20 protein-coding genes and 2 pseudogenes are annotated in these 16,233 nt (G+C 69.3%); 7 read left to right on the top strand and 15 right to left on the bottom strand.

Annotated elements, in window-relative coordinates; all coding sequences use genetic code 11:
- Window positions 1–14: 14 nt before the first annotated feature.
- Window positions 15–932, bottom strand: a complete 918-nt coding sequence (locus OH804_RS05605; protein ID WP_406063278.1) for an NAD(P)-dependent oxidoreductase — start codon at window positions 930–932, stop codon at window positions 15–17.
- 84 nt (window positions 933–1,016) lie between these two features.
- On the opposite strand from OH804_RS05605, the gene OH804_RS05600 reads away from it, so the two are divergent.
- Window positions 1,017–1,397, top strand: a complete 381-nt coding sequence (locus tag OH804_RS05600) for a winged helix-turn-helix transcriptional regulator (protein ID WP_406063276.1) — start codon at window positions 1,017–1,019, stop codon at window positions 1,395–1,397.
- 434 nt (window positions 1,398–1,831) lie between these two features.
- Complete coding sequence (locus tag OH804_RS05595) at window positions 1,832–2,110, top strand: MerR family transcriptional regulator (RefSeq protein ID WP_406063274.1); 279 nt, start codon at window positions 1,832–1,834, stop codon at window positions 2,108–2,110.
- A gap of 213 nt (window positions 2,111–2,323) precedes the next feature.
- On the opposite strand, the gene ptsP is transcribed toward OH804_RS05595, so the two are convergent.
- Genes ptsP through OH804_RS05555 form a run of 8 tightly spaced genes read right to left on the bottom strand, consistent with a single transcriptional unit; the run spans window position 2,324 to window position 8,956 of the window.
- Window positions 2,324–3,997 (bottom strand): phosphoenolpyruvate--protein phosphotransferase, encoded by a 1,674-nt coding sequence (gene ptsP / locus OH804_RS05590; RefSeq protein WP_196924128.1) that lies wholly within the window; start codon window positions 3,995–3,997, stop codon window positions 2,324–2,326.
- Complete coding sequence (locus OH804_RS05585) at window positions 3,990–4,265, bottom strand: HPr family phosphocarrier protein (protein ID WP_124820844.1); 276 nt, start codon at window positions 4,263–4,265, stop codon at window positions 3,990–3,992. The genes ptsP and OH804_RS05585 overlap by 8 nt, the downstream gene beginning before the upstream one ends.
- A gap of 9 nt (window positions 4,266–4,274) precedes the next feature.
- A complete protein-coding gene (locus tag OH804_RS05580) occupies window positions 4,275–5,315 on the bottom strand; it encodes a zinc-dependent dehydrogenase (RefSeq protein ID WP_406063271.1) in 1,041 nt (346 codons plus the stop codon).
- Window positions 5,312–5,746, bottom strand: coding sequence for a PTS sugar transporter subunit IIA (locus OH804_RS05575; RefSeq protein WP_406063269.1), 435 nt, complete (start codon window positions 5,744–5,746; stop codon window positions 5,312–5,314). Before OH804_RS05575 ends, OH804_RS05580 begins: the two co-directional genes overlap by 4 nt.
- Window positions 5,739–6,047: a PTS lactose transporter subunit IIB gene (locus tag OH804_RS05570; RefSeq protein WP_124778212.1), complete on the bottom strand. Its 309-nt coding sequence runs from the start codon at window positions 6,045–6,047 to the stop codon at window positions 5,739–5,741. Before OH804_RS05570 ends, OH804_RS05575 begins: the two co-directional genes overlap by 8 nt.
- Window positions 6,048–6,051: 4 nt before the next feature.
- Window positions 6,052–7,212 carry a mannitol-specific PTS transporter subunit IIC gene (gene mtlA, locus OH804_RS05565; protein WP_406063267.1) on the bottom strand — a complete coding sequence of 387 codons (1,161 nt, stop codon included), beginning with the start codon at window positions 7,210–7,212 and terminating at the stop codon, window positions 6,052–6,054.
- Window positions 7,213–7,272: 60 nt separating this feature from the next.
- Window positions 7,273–8,181: a 1-phosphofructokinase gene (gene pfkB, locus OH804_RS05560; protein ID WP_406066444.1), complete on the bottom strand. Its 909-nt coding sequence runs from the start codon at window positions 8,179–8,181 to the stop codon at window positions 7,273–7,275.
- 13 nt (window positions 8,182–8,194) lie between these two features.
- Window positions 8,195–8,956: a DeoR/GlpR family DNA-binding transcription regulator gene (locus tag OH804_RS05555; protein WP_112676261.1), complete on the bottom strand. Its 762-nt coding sequence runs from the start codon at window positions 8,954–8,956 to the stop codon at window positions 8,195–8,197.
- Between the two features lie 111 nt (window positions 8,957–9,067).
- Here OH804_RS05555 and OH804_RS05550 point away from each other — a divergent pair, with 111 nt between their 5' ends.
- Window positions 9,068–9,388, top strand: a complete 321-nt coding sequence (locus OH804_RS05550; protein ID WP_406063265.1) for a hypothetical protein — start codon at window positions 9,068–9,070, stop codon at window positions 9,386–9,388.
- A gap of 180 nt (window positions 9,389–9,568) precedes the next feature.
- Here the strand turns inward: OH804_RS05550 and OH804_RS05545 are convergent, their stop codons facing one another.
- The 3 genes from OH804_RS05545 to OH804_RS05535 form a co-directional block, all read right to left on the bottom strand.
- A complete protein-coding gene (locus OH804_RS05545) occupies window positions 9,569–10,219 on the bottom strand; it encodes a hypothetical protein (protein WP_406066442.1) in 651 nt (216 codons plus the stop codon).
- Between the two features lie 138 nt (window positions 10,220–10,357).
- The gene (locus OH804_RS05540; RefSeq protein ID WP_406063263.1) at window positions 10,358–11,197 is read right to left on the bottom strand and encodes a DUF4253 domain-containing protein; all 840 of its coding nucleotides are present in this window, start codon (window positions 11,195–11,197) and stop codon (window positions 10,358–10,360) included.
- A gap of 146 nt (window positions 11,198–11,343) precedes the next feature.
- The gene (locus OH804_RS05535; RefSeq protein WP_231392737.1) at window positions 11,344–12,135 is read right to left on the bottom strand and encodes a hypothetical protein; all 792 of its coding nucleotides are present in this window, start codon (window positions 12,133–12,135) and stop codon (window positions 11,344–11,346) included.
- A 97-nt stretch (window positions 12,136–12,232) separates the two neighbouring features.
- Between OH804_RS05535 and OH804_RS05530 the strand changes: the two are divergent.
- Window positions 12,233–12,463: pseudogene (locus tag OH804_RS05530) on the top strand (IS5/IS1182 family transposase); the annotation flags it as partial.
- A gap of 6 nt (window positions 12,464–12,469) precedes the next feature.
- Here OH804_RS05530 and OH804_RS05525 read toward each other — a convergent pair.
- Window positions 12,470–12,646 carry a hypothetical protein gene (locus tag OH804_RS05525; RefSeq protein WP_196924134.1) on the bottom strand — a complete coding sequence of 59 codons (177 nt, stop codon included), beginning with the start codon at window positions 12,644–12,646 and terminating at the stop codon, window positions 12,470–12,472.
- A gap of 61 nt (window positions 12,647–12,707) precedes the next feature.
- A complete protein-coding gene (locus OH804_RS05520) occupies window positions 12,708–13,346 on the bottom strand; it encodes a TetR/AcrR family transcriptional regulator (protein ID WP_196924135.1) in 639 nt (212 codons plus the stop codon).
- Window positions 13,347–13,406: 60 nt separating this feature from the next.
- Here OH804_RS05520 and OH804_RS05515 point away from each other — a divergent pair, with 60 nt between their 5' ends.
- Both OH804_RS05515 and OH804_RS05510 read left to right on the top strand, forming a co-directional pair.
- Window positions 13,407–14,075, top strand: coding sequence for a class I SAM-dependent methyltransferase (locus OH804_RS05515; protein ID WP_406063260.1), 669 nt, complete (start codon window positions 13,407–13,409; stop codon window positions 14,073–14,075).
- A 71-nt stretch (window positions 14,076–14,146) separates the two neighbouring features.
- A complete protein-coding gene (locus OH804_RS05510) occupies window positions 14,147–14,839 on the top strand; it encodes a DUF6348 family protein (protein ID WP_406063258.1) in 693 nt (230 codons plus the stop codon).
- 166 nt (window positions 14,840–15,005) lie between these two features.
- On the opposite strand, the pseudogene OH804_RS05505 reads toward OH804_RS05510, so the two are convergent.
- Window positions 15,006–15,614 (bottom strand): annotated as a pseudogene (locus OH804_RS05505) (conjugal transfer protein TraC); the annotation flags it as partial.
- Between the two features lie 106 nt (window positions 15,615–15,720).
- On the opposite strand from OH804_RS05505, the gene OH804_RS05500 reads away from it, so the two are divergent.
- The gene (locus OH804_RS05500) at window positions 15,721–16,164 is read left to right on the top strand and encodes a peptidase inhibitor family I36 protein (RefSeq protein ID WP_357518310.1); all 444 of its coding nucleotides are present in this window, start codon (window positions 15,721–15,723) and stop codon (window positions 16,162–16,164) included.
- Window positions 16,165–16,233: the final 69 nt, after the last annotated feature.

Raw genomic sequence — 16,233 nt, 5'->3', positions numbered from 1 at the left:
TCCGGTTCCGCGAGTCAGCTGATGAGAGGTCGCCGCTTGTCCCGTGGCTCGCGGATGCTGTCGATGATGCGGGTCCAGTTGTCGCCGCCGTGCCCATTCTCGATTGCATGCCGGTAATGCGCTCGCACGGCCAGGGGAAGCGCGAGGTCGAGGCCCAGTGTCGTGCTGGTCTCGACGATGTGGTCGGCGGTCGCGCCCATCATGGTGACCGTGCTGAGGTGGCCGGGGTGTTCTCCGGCGTCCATTGCGGCGCCGAGGGTTTCCTCGCCGGCGCGGAGGAGGGCGCCGATCGACTCGGCCGAGGCGATCAACTCCGGCATAGCCTCCGTGGCCTTCATTCCCGTGGCGCCCAGCATCGCGGTGGCGTGCATCAGAGCGGACAGGGTGCCGAGGAATACCGCGAGCTGGGCTTGATACATCAGCTGGGCGAGACCCGGGTCCTCGCCCAGGTGTTTCGGCTCGCCGATCTGGGCCAGCACCTCTCGGCTGCTGTCCAGCACCTCGCTGGGGCCGCTGTAGTAGACGTAGGCCGCGTCCGTGCCGACCATCGGCGCTGGGACCATGACGCCACCGGTGAGGAAGGCCGCGTCGTGGGCCGCCGCCCAGGATGCCGCCTCGCGGCTACGGTCGGGGGTGTCGGAGCTTAGGTTGACCAACGTCCGGCCGGCGAGAGACGCGGTGGCCGGACCGAGGATGTCGTACATCGCCTGGTAGTCGGTGAGGCTGAGGATGACGAGGCTGCTCGCCTCGACCGCCTCGGCGGGTGTCGCCGCGAGCGTCGCGCCGTCGGCGACGACGCCCTCGGCCCGGCCGGTGGTGCGGTTCCAGACCGTGACGGGATGGCCGGCGGCGAGGAGGGTGCGGGTGATCGCCTGGCCCATCGGGCCGAGCCCGATCACGGTGACGGCGCTGTTGTGCTGTTGGTTGTTCACCTCTCCATGCTCGGCGACGTGTCACTATTCTCGTAAGTACCCACTAAGTTCTGCGGTACTTACCTTTAAGTAAGGGGATCAGCGATGGCCAAGGCACCCCGACGCGGGCCCTACATCTGCGGCATCGATGCGGCGCTCGACCTGGTGAGCGGCAAGTGGAAGGGCCTGATCCTCTGGGAACTCGAGGCCCATGGCGTACGCCGTTTCGCGCAGCTGCGTCGGGGTCTGCCCGGAGTGAGCGAAAAGATGCTGACACAGCATTTGCGCGAGCTCGAGGAGGACGGCCTGGTACACCGGAAGGTCCACGCCGAGGTGCCGCCGCGGGTGGAATACTCTTTGACCGAGCACGGGCGCACGCTCAACCAGGCGCTCGGGCCGCTCGGTGCCTGGGGTAGCGAGCGGATCCGTCGCGAGGCCGCCGAGATGGTCGACGCGGCTTCCGAAGACCGCGCGGCCCTGCGCTGATCAGGGGGTCCAATTCGCGGTGTCTCAGCAATGCCGTGGCTACGGCGACCTGCGCGCCGGCCACGACGTCGATGTGCAGCGTGAGGCCCGGCGTCCAGCCCAAGGCCCGCAGCAGTGCACGAGCGGTGACGCGGCCGGCGGCGTCGGGGCGGCCCACGTCAATTGCACGCCATCGCCACTGCGGGCAGCGGGCGCAGGCAAGGTCGGCAGCGGCGCCGGCTCCGGTGATGCGACCGGCAGTGGGAGGTACGAGCGCCTCGGCGATCTACTCGTCGCGCCAACGAGGGCGCGGGCGATCACGACTCACCTGACCCCCGCCAGCGGGGAGGCAAGGGTGTCAGCGCAGGTGCACCGACTCCCGGGAGACGGTGCTGCACGAATGCTACGTCACAGGCCGACGCACACCCTCCGGTACTACGAGCAGGGAGGGACTGGTGCGGCCCGCCCGCAACGCCTCCGGGTACCGCGAGTACTCCGCATCCGACCTGCGCCGCCTCGTCTTCCTCACCCGGATGCGCCTGTCCGGCATGACCATGACCGACCTCAAGCGCTACATCTCGCTCGTCGAGCAGGGCCCGAGCACCGTCACGGAACGCCGACGCATCATGCGCGACCAGCACGACCGGATCACGCGGCAGATCCGTGAGCTCAGGCTGGCGCTGGAGACCACCGAGTACAAGATCCGCGTCTACGACGGACACCCGGAAGGCTGACGCACGCCCGCTGTCCAACCTGGTATGGACACCGGTGGGAGCGGCGCCCAGGATGTGCTGTGGGCCTGCTGCCGATGGCCGGTGGCCGGTGGCCGGTGGCCGGTGGCCGGTGGCGAGGGTGCGCAGGGTGGTTGCCATGTCGGCCATTTCGGCGTCGACGCGGGCGGGTTCGCCGGTCGGCAGCCAAGACCATCGTCGTTGACCGTGACCGGCTCACCGAACGGACACGCCGTCGCCGATCCGGAGCTGGCGCGAAGCACCGGCCGCCGCCGCCCGGGCTGCCTCCGGGCTGGGGGCGGCCAGGGCCGCCTCGGCGATCTGGCGGCACTCGTCCAGGGTGTGCTGGGCCAGGGACTCGCGCACCGCCGGAATGCTGCGGGGCGCCATGGACAGGCTGGTGATGCCCAGGCCTGCCAGCACCAGGGCGAAATCGGGATCCGCTGCGGACTCTCCACACACGCCGACTGGCTTGCCCGCCTCGACGCCGGCTGCCGCGCAGGAGGCGAGCAGCGCGATCAGCGCGGGCTGCCACGGGTCGAGCAGGTCAGCGAGGTCGCCGCACATGCGGTCAGCAGCGAACGTGTACTGGCTGAGGTCGTTGGTGCCGACGCTGAGGAAGTCCGCGTGGCGCAGCACCTGGCTGGCGCGCAGGGCCGCGGCCGGCACCTCGATCATCACGCCGGCGGTCGGCAGGCCGTGCTCGCGGCAGGACTCAGTGAACGCTGCCGCCTCCGCCGCCGTGGCGACCATCGGCGCCATCACCCAGACGTCGGCGTCCGTCGCCGCAGCCGCCGCCGCGATCGCGGCCAACTGCGTGGTGAGTACGGAAGGTGTCTGCCGCGCGACCCGCAGACCGCGGATGCCCAGCGCAGGGTTGGGTTCATCGGCCAGACGCAGGAACGGCAGCGGCTTGTCGGCGCCGGCGTCGAGGGTGCGCACGACGATCTTGCGGCCGGGCAGCGCGGCGAAGACGTCGCGGTACGCGGTTACCTGCTCTTCGTGAGACGGCGGGTCGCTGCGGTCGAGGTAGAGCAGCTCGGTGCGGAACAGGCCGACGCCTTCAACCTCGCCGGTGAGGTCGCGAGCGGAGCCGATGTTGGCCAGTAGCGCGATGGGATGGCCGTCCGCGGTCCGCCCGGGGCCTCGGGAGCGGGCGCGGCGGTCGATCTCCGCGAGCCGGTCCGCGTTGACAGTGGTCACCGTCTCGGCGGAGACACCGGCCACCACGACGCCGCTCGTGCCGTCGAGACTCGCCAGCACGCCGTCGGTCACGTCCAGGATGCCCGGGCAGCGGACCACGGCCGGGATACCGAGTGTCCGGGCCAGGATCGCGGTGTGGCTGGTCGGCCCGCCCTCGGCCGTGATCAGGCCCAGCACCAGGCCCGGCTCGAGGCCGGCGGTGTCGGCGGGCGCCAGGTCGCGGGCGATGAGCAGGTACGGATGGCCAGGGTCCGGCACGCCCGGCATCGGCAGCCCGAGGCACGCCGCGACGAGGCGGTCCCGCAGGTCGTCGAGGTCGCTGACCCGCTCGGCGAGGTACCCGCCTGCGGCTTCGAAGGCGGCCCGGTGCCCGGCGAGCACGTCGGTGATCGCGTGCGGCGCGTCCGCACCGCCGTCGATGGCGATGTCGGCCGCGTCAATGAGCGTCTCGTCCTGCGCCATCATGACCTGCGCGCGCAGGACCTCGGCGGCGGTCACGTCCAGGGCGGTGTCCGCGCGACGGGTCAGGTCGGCGGCGACGGCGAGGACCGCGGCCCGGACGGCCGCCTTCTCGGCCCCGGGATCAACGCTCTCCACCAGCGGCGGCAGGGCCGGCGGCGGGGCCAGCCGGTAGACCGGCCCCGCCGCACCACCGGGGCTGGCCCCGATCCCCCGAAGTTCACGCATCGACGGCGTCCAGATCACGTTCGAGGAGGTCGGCCAGGGTGTCGACGGCGGCCTGAGCGCCGTCGCCGTCGGCCTCCAGGGTGACCTCGGTGCCCTTCTTGGCGCCGAGCGACAACACGGCGAGCATGCTGCGGGCCGGCACGGGTTTTTTGTCGCCGCTGCGGATGGTGACCAGCACCGGCTGCTTCGCCGCCTCGGCGACGAACAGCGCCGCCGGTCGGGCGTGCAGCCCGCTGGCGGAGCCGACGAGGACTGTTCTGGTGGGCATCGGATCCCCCTAGGGTTCGATCGTCACCTTGATCGCTTCGCCGCGCGCGACGATGCCGAAGGCGTCGAGGGCGCGGTCGAGCGGCAGGCGGTGGGTGATGAGGTCGGCGACCGGCACGGAGCCGTTGGCGATGAGTCGCAGCGCTTCCTTGTTGTGCTCCGGGCTGGAGCCGTTGGCGCCGACGATGGTCAGTTCGCGGTAGTGCACGAGGTTGGAGTCCAGGGAGATGACCGGCTTGTCCTTCGGCAGGCCGCCGAAGAAGCTGATCCGGCCCTGCCGCGCCGTCATCTGCACCGCCTGCTCCTGTGCGACGCCGGCGGCCGTGGCGGTGATGACGACGTCGGCACCCCGGCCCTCGGTGAGCTTGAGTACCGCGTCGACGACGTCGGTCTCGGCGCCGCAGATCGCCGCGTCCGGCCGGACCAGGTTGGCGGCCAGGTCGAGGCGTTCGCGGTTGAGGTCGACGAGGAACACCCGGGCCGCGCCGCGCGAGCGGGCCAGGCGGACGTGCAGGCAGCCGATCGGCCCGGAGCCCACGACGACCACGTCGTCGCCTTCCCCCACACCGGCGAGGTTCTGGCCGTTGAGGACGCAGGCGAGAGGCTCGGCGACGGATGCCTCGGCGAAGCTGAGTCCCTCGGGGATCCGGTTGAGTCCGTCGACGGCGAGGACGTTGTGCGGCACAACCATGTGCTCGGCGAACCCGCCGTCGAAGTGGTAACCCATCGACACCTGGTTGGGGCACACCGTCATCCGGCCGCGCCGGCACTCGGCGCACTGACCGCACGGGATGGCGGCGATGACCTGGACCCGGTCGCCGGGCTGCCAGCCCGTGACGTCGGCGCCGACCTCGACGATCTCGCCGGCGATCTCGTGGCCCATGACGCGCGGCGGGGCGATGTGGTGGTGGCCGAAGCGGGAGATCTTCACGTCGGTGCCGCAGGTGGAGCATGCCCGGACGCGGATCTTCACGTCGTTGGGACCCGGCGTGGGCTCGGGGGCGTCCTCGATGCGGACGTCACCGGGTGCGTGGAATCGGACAACCTTCACGAGGGCTTCCCTTCAAGGATGGTGATCACGTCATCGGCGCTCGTCGACTCTCGTAGCCGCTGCGCCTGCGCTGGGTCCATCAGCACCGAGGCGAGCTGGGCCAGGATGTCCACGTGTCCGTCGCCGGCCGCGGCGATGGCAACGCAGACCCGCACGTCGAAGCCGTCCCAGTCGACGCCGTCCGGGAAGCGCAGCACCGCGAGGGCGTCGCGCTGGACCGACTCCTTGCTGTTCAGCGTTCCGTGCGGGATGGCGACGCCCTCCCCGACATACGTGGAGACGCTCTGCTCACGGGCGAGCATCGCGTCCACGTACGCCGGGGCGACCGCGCCGACCTCGACGAGTACCGCGCCGCAGCGGCTGATCGCCTCGTCCCGCGATCCGGCCCGCTCGTGGAGCCGGATCGCGTCACGGGCCAGCAGTTCAGCCACTCAGCTCACCCCCGCGCTGCACCGCGTTCACGACCCTGGTGACGGCCGGGTCGCCGATGAACACCTGGATCGGCACGATTACCTTGTCGGGCGCGCTGACCCGGGCCCGTGCGGCGAGCCCCTGGTGGCAGATGACCACGTCCGCGTCCGCCGGGATCGAGTTGACCGGCGTGTGCTCGACGGTCACCGCGTTCTTCGCGAGTTGCCGCCGTAGTTGGCTGGCCAGCATCACGCTGCTGCCCATGCCGGCGTCGCAGGCGACGACGACCTTCTTGATCTCGGTGCCGTTGATGGTGGACATATCTTCAGACCTCCTGCTTCGCAGACTTGTTCAGGGTCTCGTCGGGGTCGACAACCCTTTCCTCGTCCGGGCGGACGGCCGTCTCCTCGTCGGGGCCGACAGCGTCTGCGGCGGGCTCGCCGCGGCCGAAGCCGAGCAGGGCTGAGGCGACCGCGAAGGTGACGGCGGCGGCGATCACGACGCCGAGGATGACCCCGAAGTGGCCGCCCTTGGGGGTGACGGCGAGGTAGGCGAAGATGCTGCCCGGCGAGGGGGTGGCGACCAGGCCCGCACCGGTGATCACGAAGGTGCCGACGCCGGCCGCACCTCCGGCGATCATGGCGAGGATCAGCTTCGGCTTCATCAGCACGTACGGGAAGTAGATCTCGTGGATGCCGCCGAGGAACTGCACGATGATCGCGGCCGGGGCGCTGGGGCGCAGCGCGCGGGGGCCGAAGACCATGAAGGCGAGCAGCAGACCGAGGCCGGGGCCAGGGTTCGACTCGATCATGAACAGGATCGACTTGCCCTTGTCGGCCGCCTCGGCGATGCCCAGCGGGCCGAACACGCCATGGTTGATGGCGTTGTTGAGGAAGAGCACCTTGGCGGGTTCGACGAGCACCGAGGTCAGCGGCAGCAGGTCCTTGCCGACGAGCCAGTCGACGCCCGAGCCGGCTTGCTTGGTGAGCCATTCGACCACCGGACCGATGCCGTAGACACCGCCGATGGCCATCGCGGCGCCGATGATGCCGGCGCTGAAGTTGTCGACCAGCATCTCGAAGCCGGGACGGATCTTGTTTTCGATCAGGCCGTCGAACAGCTTGAGGACATAGGCCGTGAGCGGCCCGATGATCATCGCGCCGAGGATCATCGGCACATCCGCGCCGACGACGAGGCCCATGGTCGCCACCGCGCCCACGACGGCACCGCGCTGGCCGTGGACCAGCCGGCCGCCGGTGTAACCGATGAGCACCGGTAGCAGGATGCTGATCATCGGGCCGACCAGTTCGGCCAGGGTCTTGTTGGGGATCCAGCCGGTCGGGATGAACAGTGCCGTGATCAGGCCCCAGGCGATGAACGCGCCGATGTTGGGCATGACCATCGCGGCCAAGTAGCCGCCGAGGCGTTGCACAGTGGCTCTGAGGCCCTGGCCCTTCACCTCTGGTGTGTAGGAAGAGGAGGTCACGGGGGTATCTCCTTCATCGAGGGGCGGTCCAGACGGCCGCAGGGGAAGAAGCTCGTCCGGCTAGGGGTGGATGGTGACGTCGTGGCGGAACAGATCCGCTGGGCCGGGCATCCGGCTGCCGGGCAGGCTCACCGCGGCGGCGCCCCAGGCCAGGCCCTCAGCGAGAGCGACGGCACCCTGCGCGCCCGCAGCGAGGAAGCCGGCGAGCAGCGCATCGCCGGCGCCGACGGTGCTCCGGGGCCGGGCGACCGGACAGGTGCCGGTGCGGACTCCTTCGGCATCGACCAGGACAGCGCCGTCAGCGCCGAGGCTGGCCACGACGGTGCTGGCTCCCCATGCCCGCAGGCGCTGAGCGGCATCGATCACATCGCCGAGGTCCTTCAGCGGGGTGCCGACCACGTCGGCCAGTTCGTCGCGGTTGGGCTTGAGCAGGGTCGCCCCGGCCAGGGCAGCCTCGCGCAGGGCAGGACCGCTGGTATCGACGGCGACCCTGACGCCGGCAGCGCGCAACTTCCGGCACAACTGAGCGTAAGCGTCGGCGGGCAGGCCGGGCGGGACGCTGCCGCACAGCACGACCCAGTCGGCACCGCTGGCACGGGCGAGCACACGGTCGATCACCTCGTCGAACTCGGCGCGGCACATGGCCGGGCCAGGCTCGTTGATCTTGGTGACCGTGCCGTCGGGCTCGGCCAGAGTGATGTTGGAACGGGTCCTTCCGGAAATCGACACGGCGAGGACGTCCACACCCTCCGCCTTCAGTAGGCGAATGAGCTGGTTGCCCTCGTCACCGCCGCACGGCAACACCGCTACCGACGGCACCCCGTTGGCCAGCAGGGCACGGGATACGTTGACGCCCTTGCCGCCGGGGTCAAGGTGAGCGGTGGCAGCCCGGATGACCTCGCCCCGGGTGAGTGAGTCGACCTCTACGGCCCGGTCGAGGCTGGGGTTGAGGGTGACGGTGACGATCATGCCCGGCCCGCTCTCATGCGCGTACCACCCGAACGCCTGCGGACTCCAGGTCACCGACCAGGTCGAGGTCGGCACGACTGTCGGTGATGAGCAGGTCGACGTCGGCCAGCTCAGCGAACCGGGCCAAATAGTCGTTGCCGAGCTTGGTGTGATCGGCGACCACCACCGTGCGGCGGGCCGCACGGACCATCGCCCGCTTCACCGCCGCCTCGGACGGGTCCGGGGTGGTCAGCCCACGCTCGACCGAGATGCCGTTGGTTCCGATGAACGCGACGTCGACGTAGAGGTCCGCCAACGGCGACAGCGCCCAGTCGTCGACGGTCGCCAGGGTCTTCCCGCGGACCCGTCCACCCAACAGCAGGACGTTGAGGTTGGCATAGGTACCGAGGGTCGTGGCGATGACCGGCGAGTTGACCACGACGGTCAGCTCACGGTCGACCGGGAGCAGCTGGGCCAGCCGGGCGGTCGTGGTGCCGGCGTCGAGGATGATCGCGCCCTCCTCCGGCACCTCGCTCAAGGCGAGCTTGGCGATGCGCTCCTTTTCCTCGATGAGTACCGCGTCACGCGCCGCCAGCGCGGGCTCGAACCCGAGCCGTTCGACTGGGATCGCTCCACCGTGGACTCGGCGCAACACGCCGGCCCGCTCCAGGATGGTGAGATCGCGGCGGATGGTCTCCGACGTCACGTTGAGCCCATCGGCCAGGCCAGCGACCTCGACCCGGCCCACGTCCCGGGCGATGCGAAGGATCTCCTGCTGTCGTTCTTCGGCGTACATGGTGTTGTTTCACCGCCGTTTCGTTTTGCTTGTGCTTTGTTTACGCCCGGCTTTGAGGGAAGTCAAGAGAAGCGCCACAGAAAGCCACACCGGCCGATACCAGCAGGACGAGTGGACCTCCATGGCCGACTCGTCGAACGCAGTCGCCGACACGACACGCTCGCCGCGCCCACATCCCACGCCACCCTTGGCGCCGCCGCTGTCGAACTTGACGACGTGATGGGCCGCCCGCGCGCTGCCGAGGATGCGGTAAACGAGGCGAGCGCTCGGGCGTTCGTCGTGAAGGAACGCTTCGACGGAGTGAAGGATGCGCTGCGCGGCTACCGCCAGGATTTGCTGGCGGACGGGACGCCCGCTAAGGCAGCGGATCGACTGATGGCGTGGCGGTTCGACGGCGAGGACGCTGGAACTGCGGCAGAGCCGCAGCGGTGACCACCTCAGGCCGCCGTTGGTCACATGGCCTCGACAGCGGCCTGCACCTTCTTCGCTTGCGTCGGCCTCACCTTCCCCGACACCCTGACGCGTATCGTCCAGACAGCGGCAGATCCAGCTACAGGTACACCGCTTCCCTGCTGCTGTGTCCGAAAGAGGGTGAAAGAGTTCTCGATCGGGTTAGACGTGGCCGGTCCAGGGTTGTCCCACGCCCGCGCGTACCACGCTGCGACCACGTGACAGGTCAAGAACATCTATCAGGGTGGGGTCCTCGTCGGCGGCATGGTGCAGGTGCCCGGCTTTGCCGTTGCTGCCGCTCGCGTCGGAGGCTCCGATCAACTGCCAGACTCCGTCGTCGGCGTCGTGACTGACGAATAGAACAGGCTCATGGCGTTCGAAGACTTCAGGGGTCTGGATACAGACGGTGCCCAGCAGCCAGTGCCGCATCCACCAGGCTCGCCGGTCGTGCCGCATGACGTGGTCGGTGACCCACCAAACGAACGGCAGGTCCTCGTGGGCCCGCGACTGCTCCGCGGTCAGGTCCGGACCGCCCTGCGGCACCCGCTCGAACGGCTCGTCGACGAGGGAGAACGCGTGACCGTCCTCGTCCGCGAAGATGACGGCGTGGAAGGTGCCACCCCCAGGATTGCCGGCACCAATCCCCACGGACAGACGGGCGACGTGCGGGTCCGAGCCGCTGGTCCAGCCGAACGCGTACGAGGCCAACTCACCGTGCGGCCCCACGAACTCGCCGAACGCCCGCCGGTCCATGCCTGTGGCGTCGGCCGTCGAGGTTTCAACGAGGGCACCCTCCAGCACCTGGATCCGCATTTCCACGACGGCAATTTAACTCATCGAGAGCCTCATGCCGCAGGCACAGGCCACCACTACCTAGCGTGCCGTCTCGGCACCGACGGCTGGCGCCGACGGCTCAATCCCGGCCAGCGGTGAATGATGATGAGGCACCGGTCAGGGGCGATCGTGCAGGAACCATGCGTCGCCCTGGGTAAGCGCGATCGCGAGTTGCCACTGCTCGCACTGCAAGCTGCCACCGACGGCCATGTGCTGCCCGGCGAGCTCCCACGCCTCCGAGCCCGAGTGCGGCCGGCGTTGGGCAGTGAACTGCAGCATGGTGCCCCAGCCGGCGATGAGGGAGGCGCCCCACCGCTGCTCCCACTGCCACATGGCCGCTGCCAACGCCGGAATACCGTTGTCGCGGGTCGCTCCGAAGTAGGGCACCCAGCCGGGGGCCAGCCACTGCGACGTCGTGGGCAGCAGCACCAGCTGCACCTCGGGCCAGGTGTGCCATCTGCTCGTGCCGACAAGGTATTCGGACCCGCGGAAGGCTCGGGAGGCGAGTTCCGGGTCGGCGAGCACGGTGTCATAGGTCCACCTCTGCAGCGCCGCCGAGGTGGTCGGTAGGGTCAACTGCTCGAGTGCCGCGGCGACCATCTCGCCACCCAGGAACGCTCGAACATAGCCCTCAACCTCTGCCTGGCCCTGGACGGCATCGCTGCCGTATCGCTGATACACCGGCCAGGGGTCCAGCGTCCGAACTGCCAGGTCCAGTTCAGCGATCTCATCAGTGTCCGGTTCGTGGTCGAGGTCGCCCGGCAACGTGAAAACCGGCCATCGGCCGGTAACCGGCATGGCGGCATGAGCCGCCCGCCAAGCCTCAAGGAGTCGAGCAGGATCGACATCCTCCACCAGGAAGGTACGGCCGAGTCCCTCCCGGACGGGATGCCCACGCAGGGCGGTCGCTCGCAGGGCAGATGCGATGTCAGTCGCGTTGTCCATCCGTGCAGCCATACAAGCACGGTAATTCCAGCCACCGACACGCCCCGCCTGACCCTACGGGGCGCTCAACCTCCGCAAGGGCATCACGCCGCTGGCAGGCACCGTGTCGCAATTACGTAATCCTCGGCCAGGTCCGACTGCACGTCGACCGTCGCACCCTACCGGCAACCGCCATGCACGAACGGCTGCACAGCCCAGTACTGAGCGGCGGCCGACGGCACCGGGCCAACGGCGAGAACCCACTCGTCGCCGAGCGTGCCGATAACGAGGTCGCCGTCCTCGAACCGCAACACGAGACCAGCGCAGACCTCGTCAACGTCTTGGCCGACGATCACAGCGCCGTCAGTGAGCCGGGCGCCGACGAACCCGGACAGCACGTCCGGACGCCGCGCCGGTCCGACCCTCGTCTCTCCGTACTCGTCCATGTCGTAGGAACAGTACGGATCCTCCTTCGCGAGCAGGAGTTGATCGCCACCACCGTGCAGACCCACCGGCATCGCGCTTCCGAAGAACAGCCACGCGTGCAGCAGGCTCTCGACATCCGCTTCACGCCGTCCCTCAGACCAGTACCGGGCCTCCGTCACAGCCTCGAGCCGTCGGCCCACCATGCTCCCCAGCCACGACGCGACCATCCCAGGATCGCTGAAACCCAGGTACGGCACCGGGTACTCGACGCGCAACGCCTGCCACACAGCGCGGGCAGTGGCCTCGTAGACGTCGCCCACACTGGTGTCGACCTCGGTGACGACAAGATTGGTGACGGTTACCCTCGCCGCTGCGGGGAGTCCACGCAGAGCCCACCGAGCGCCCAGCTCAGCTTCCCGCCGGTGTTCGTCGACCGCGGCGGCGGTCACCTCTACGTCGAACCAGCTCGATGCTGCGACCTCGACGGTGACCTGGGCGAATCGCGAGGAGCGATTCGTCTGCTGCAGGAGGCGGAAGGTCGTCACGGCTCTGATGGTTCCAGGCAAGTTCCAGCCTCGGGAGGTCAGAGCCACGCAAACCGCCACCCCCGGCAGACGGTGAAGCCCAAGCGGGTCAGTCGCACGAGACGTCATCCCCGAACGCAGCGACCGAGTCGCTCGCCGGGCCGCCAAGGGCAGCGCCGGCGGCCGACCACCGGCCTTCGACAAGCAGGTCTATAAGAAGCGCAACGTCGTGGAACGCTGCTTCAACCGGCTCAAGCAGTGGCGTGATCTGGCTATCCGTTACGCCAAACGCGCATCCCTCTGCCGGGCCAGCCTAGTCCTCATCGCCGCCACCATCTGGCTCCGATGACTCGCGTCAAGGCTGCACGATGGCGGCGAGCCGCGCTGTCATGGGCCACACGTCCACGACCCACCCGTCGGGCGTCACCTCAACATGCGCGCGCAGCGGCTCGATGACCGCTGATGGCAGCTCCCACGAGCGTTCGAGGACATCGTCCACGCCGAACTTCTCAACCATGTTGACCACAACCACGGCGAGACTCTAGCCAAGACACCCTGCCGCACCGATCCATGATCGGAAGGACAGGCTGGCCCTAGCCGGGGTCGGCGCAGATGTGGGAGGTCAAAGCGGTGCGGGCCCACTCTTCCCACGTGTCCGGTGACCAGTCGCGGTCGCGGACGAAGATCAGGTAGAGCTGCGGGCTGAGAAGGCCGAACAACAGGTCCGCCGCCATCTCGATGGAGAGGCCGGGACGGATGTCGGGCTTGCCGGCCAGGGCTTCGGCCGCTGCGTACTGCACGGTGTAGCGCGGGTCGGGGCCGTCCGGCCACTGTGCGGCGATCTCGGGGTCGGTGGCTGCGGCTGTCGCGATCAGCGGCATGATCGGGGCGACCCGGCCCAGGATCTCGCGGGTGCCGTGGACGTGCGCGCGCAATTGCCCGGCCGCGGTGGGCTCGGCGCACGCGGCGCGGAACCACTCACGATCCATGGTGGCCACCGGCTCGGTGTCCCCGGCGATGGACGTGTCGACGACGTCCTTGAACAGCGTGCGCTTGTTGCCGAAGACGAAGTAGACCGTCTGGACGGCGACGCCCGCACGGTCCGCGACCTCCTGCAGGCTCGTCGCCCCGTAACCCTGCGCGACGAACAGCTCGCGAGCCGCCTCGACGACCTTTTCGCGGGTACGGCGTGAACGCTCGGCTCGCTTGTCCGGCCGCTTGACCCTGTCCATATGGCGAGCTTATCTTTAGAGCACGTCACTAGAGTTCGACTCTAAATTCTTGGAGGAGACATGGACCGGCCCCCCGCCACTCGGACGCCACCACCGGACCTGACCCCCACGCAGCGAGACCCGGAGGAGGAGTCCGTCCACCGCGCACTGGAGGGCTACTACCGCACCGGCACGCCACCGTGGGACACCGGCGTAACGCCGCCCGAGCTGGTCGACCTGGTCGAGGGGCACGACGCACTGCCGCCCGGCCGCGCCCTCGAACTCGGCTGCGGCACGGGGACCAACGCCACCTACCTCGCACGGCACGGCTGGGAGGTGGCGGCCGTCGACCTGATCGACCACGCCGTCGACCAGGCCAGGGAGAAGGCCGCGGCGGCGGGAGTGACGGTACGACTGCTGCACGGAGACGCCACCCGCCTCGACGAACTGGACGTGCCGGGCCCCTTCGACCTGTTCTTCGACCTGAGCTGCTACTGCGGGATCCCGCTACACCGCCGCGACGCCTACGCCGCCGGGCTCACCCACCGCGCCGCCCCCGGAGCACGGCTGCTGATGTTCGGGTACGGCCCCGAGCCGCTCGGCAATCCGATCCACGACGTCACGTCGTGGGCGGCGGGCGTCACCGCCGACGAGCTCCGCGCCAGGTTCCCCGGCTGGGAACTGATCGACGTCACACCGGGCACCAACTCGGTGCCGACCTTCTGGTTCACGCTGCGCCGCGACGCCTAGTGCCCTGACCACCAACGTTCACGATGTTGCTCGGCCCACGGCACTGAGCGTTGCCGGTATGGTGAACCACCATGATCGACCAGCGGCCGACCCCACAGCCCCTCCCTGCCGAGCGTGTGTTGGAGCTTGCCGCGCCGATGCTTGCCGAGGTCGGTGGCGAGTGGCTGCTGACCGAAGGGCCGATGCTGCGGTCGGGATCGTTGGGTGTCCGGGTTCTTCCGTCGGACAGCGACGACTACCGCCACCTGGACCTGGAGATCCTGCTGAATGTCGACCGGCCGGACGTGCCAACGGTCGTCGACTGCACGCTTGGTCTTGCGGCTGATCCGGTCGAGGCGGCCCGTCAGGCGATCCAGGCGTGGATGGAGACCTGCCTGGTGACGGTCCTGGAGATGATCGAGCAGCAAGGGCGACTGGCGAACCACTTCAGGTCCGGCGACCAGGGCGGGTTCGCCGGCTGGCATGCGATAGTCGGCAGTGTGACCGGGTGGTCCGTTGACGGATCACAGGCTAAGCAGGAGTGGTTCGCCGAGGCGATGCCGTGGTCGACCCTGGCGCCGGTGATCGCGGCCGGGCTCGACCGCCCGTATCTCAATGGCGTTCGCATGCTGGTCGGCCAGGGTGGTGACTCCACCGAGTGCGAGGTCCGGATCAACGGCCAGCGGCACGAACCGTCCGCCGCGGCGCTCGCCGCCCTGGACTGGCCGCGTACCGACCGTTTCGGCCTGGCACGCACCTTCGTCCTCCTGGTCGGCCCCGACTAGCGCCGTGACCGCACCGTTGGTCGGGGTTGGTCAGGCCGCCCTCGTGGTGCAGCTGATGTTCACGTGTCGGACCCGTCAGTGAGAGCACCGACAAGAGGGGCCGGGCGCCGCCGTTGCCGACGGCCCGCGGCCCCCGGATATGTGATCGGTCCCGGCCGGTCGGGTGTCACTCGTCGTCGGGCACCTCCAGGTCCCCGATGCACAGCCGGTGCTCCTGCGGGGAGGCCACCGCCTGGAAACCCACCCGGTGGGTGCCCGAGATCAGCAGGCCTTCGCCGCGGCCGGCGCAGAGCAGTACCCGGGCTTCACCGGCGGTCAGGCCGAACACGTCGGCGATGACGTCGATGGCCTGCGGTGCCTGCCGCAGCAGCACCTGGGTGGCGGCGTTCGCGATGACCACCTGCCCGAGCTCGGAGCCGAGCAGGTCCCCGACGTCCTGGGTGATGACCGCCAGCCCGGCCCGACGTTTGCGGGCGGACTTCGCGAGCCGCGACAGGAACCGGGCGCCCTCACCGTCGCGCAGCAGGGTCCAGGCTTCGTCGACGACGACGAGCCGCCGGGGTGTCTGCGCGCAGCGGACGGCCGGGGTGTCGACCTCCCGCCAGATCGCATCCAGCGCCAGGAGCATGCCGGGGGCGCGCAGTTCGTCGGCGAGGTGCCGGGTGGACCAGCACACCAGCTGCCCGCTCGGGACGGTGGTGGTGGGGCCGTCGAAGAGGTCCCGGAACGATCCGGTGGTCCACGGCGTCAGCCGGGCGGCGAGGGTGTCGGCGGCGTCAGTGCTGGGCACGGGCCCGATTCACTAGAACGGGACGCATGCGTTATTTTCCCCACAGATCGAGTCTATTGACGCAGTGCCATGTATTGATGACTGTAGTCGCATGAAACCACGGCTGTTCCTCATCGCCGCACTCGCCGCTGTCGTCGCCACCCTCACGGTGCCCTCGGCCGCCCACGCCAACCCCGACGACAGCAACCGCGCGAGCGTTGCCGGAATCTCCGCGCAGGCCATCCAGGCCGGCCCCGACGACAACAACAACGCAAGCGTTTCCGGGATCTCCTCGCAGACCGCTGGCTCCTGCCCCTACACCGCCCTGTGCCTCTACACCGAGGGCGATTTCCGCGGCCGCATGTTCGTGATCTACGCCTGCGGCAACTACGCGCTGTTCAACTGGAACGGCTGGGGGTCCGTCTACAACAACCAGACTCCGAGCTACTGGGCCTATCTGCTGGACCAGAACGGCAATGAAGCCCACGGCTTCGTCGACGGAGCCGGCGCAAGCTGGGTGGAATTCGACCCGTACTGGTACGCCAAGCCCTGCTAGTGCTCTGATGCTGAACGTTCACGGTGTGGGTCAGGCTGCCGTTCGTACGGCGGGCTGACCCCATCATCG

It is taken from the genome of Micromonospora sp. NBC_00860, assembly GCF_045207375.1.
Lineage (GTDB): Bacteria > Actinomycetota > Actinomycetes > Mycobacteriales > Micromonosporaceae > Micromonospora > Micromonospora vinacea.
The sequence above is the reverse complement of the archived record's forward strand: the minus strand, read 5'-3'. Positions and strand labels throughout refer to the sequence as shown.

What these genes read in the sequence shown, in the direction of transcription:
- OH804_RS05600 (WP_406063276.1), top strand. Translation starts at nt 1,017, where the DNA reads ATGGCCAAGGCACCCCGACGCGGGCCCTACATCTGCGGCATCGATGCG.
- ptsP (WP_196924128.1), bottom strand. Translation starts at nt 3,997, where the DNA reads ATGCGTGAACTTCGGGGGATCGGGGCCAGCCCCGGTGGTGCGGCGGGG.
- OH804_RS05585 (WP_124820844.1), bottom strand. Translation starts at nt 4,265, where the DNA reads ATGCCCACCAGAACAGTCCTCGTCGGCTCCGCCAGCGGGCTGCACGCC.
- OH804_RS05570 (WP_124778212.1), bottom strand. Translation starts at nt 6,047, where the DNA reads ATGTCCACCATCAACGGCACCGAGATCAAGAAGGTCGTCGTCGCCTGC.
- pfkB (WP_406066444.1), bottom strand. Translation starts at nt 8,181, where the DNA reads ATGATCGTCACCGTCACCCTCAACCCCAGCCTCGACCGGGCCGTAGAG.
- OH804_RS05555 (WP_112676261.1), bottom strand. Translation starts at nt 8,956, where the DNA reads ATGTACGCCGAAGAACGACAGCAGGAGATCCTTCGCATCGCCCGGGAC.
- OH804_RS05545 (WP_406066442.1), bottom strand. Translation starts at nt 10,219, where the DNA reads ATGCGGATCCAGGTGCTGGAGGGTGCCCTCGTTGAAACCTCGACGGCC.
- OH804_RS05540 (WP_406063263.1), bottom strand. Translation starts at nt 11,197, where the DNA reads ATGGCTGCACGGATGGACAACGCGACTGACATCGCATCTGCCCTGCGA.
- OH804_RS05520 (WP_196924135.1), bottom strand. Translation starts at nt 13,346, where the DNA reads ATGGACAGGGTCAAGCGGCCGGACAAGCGAGCCGAGCGTTCACGCCGT.
- OH804_RS05515 (WP_406063260.1), top strand. Translation starts at nt 13,407, where the DNA reads ATGGACCGGCCCCCCGCCACTCGGACGCCACCACCGGACCTGACCCCC.
- OH804_RS05510 (WP_406063258.1), top strand. Translation starts at nt 14,147, where the DNA reads ATGATCGACCAGCGGCCGACCCCACAGCCCCTCCCTGCCGAGCGTGTG.
- OH804_RS05500 (WP_357518310.1), top strand. Translation starts at nt 15,721, where the DNA reads ATGAAACCACGGCTGTTCCTCATCGCCGCACTCGCCGCTGTCGTCGCC.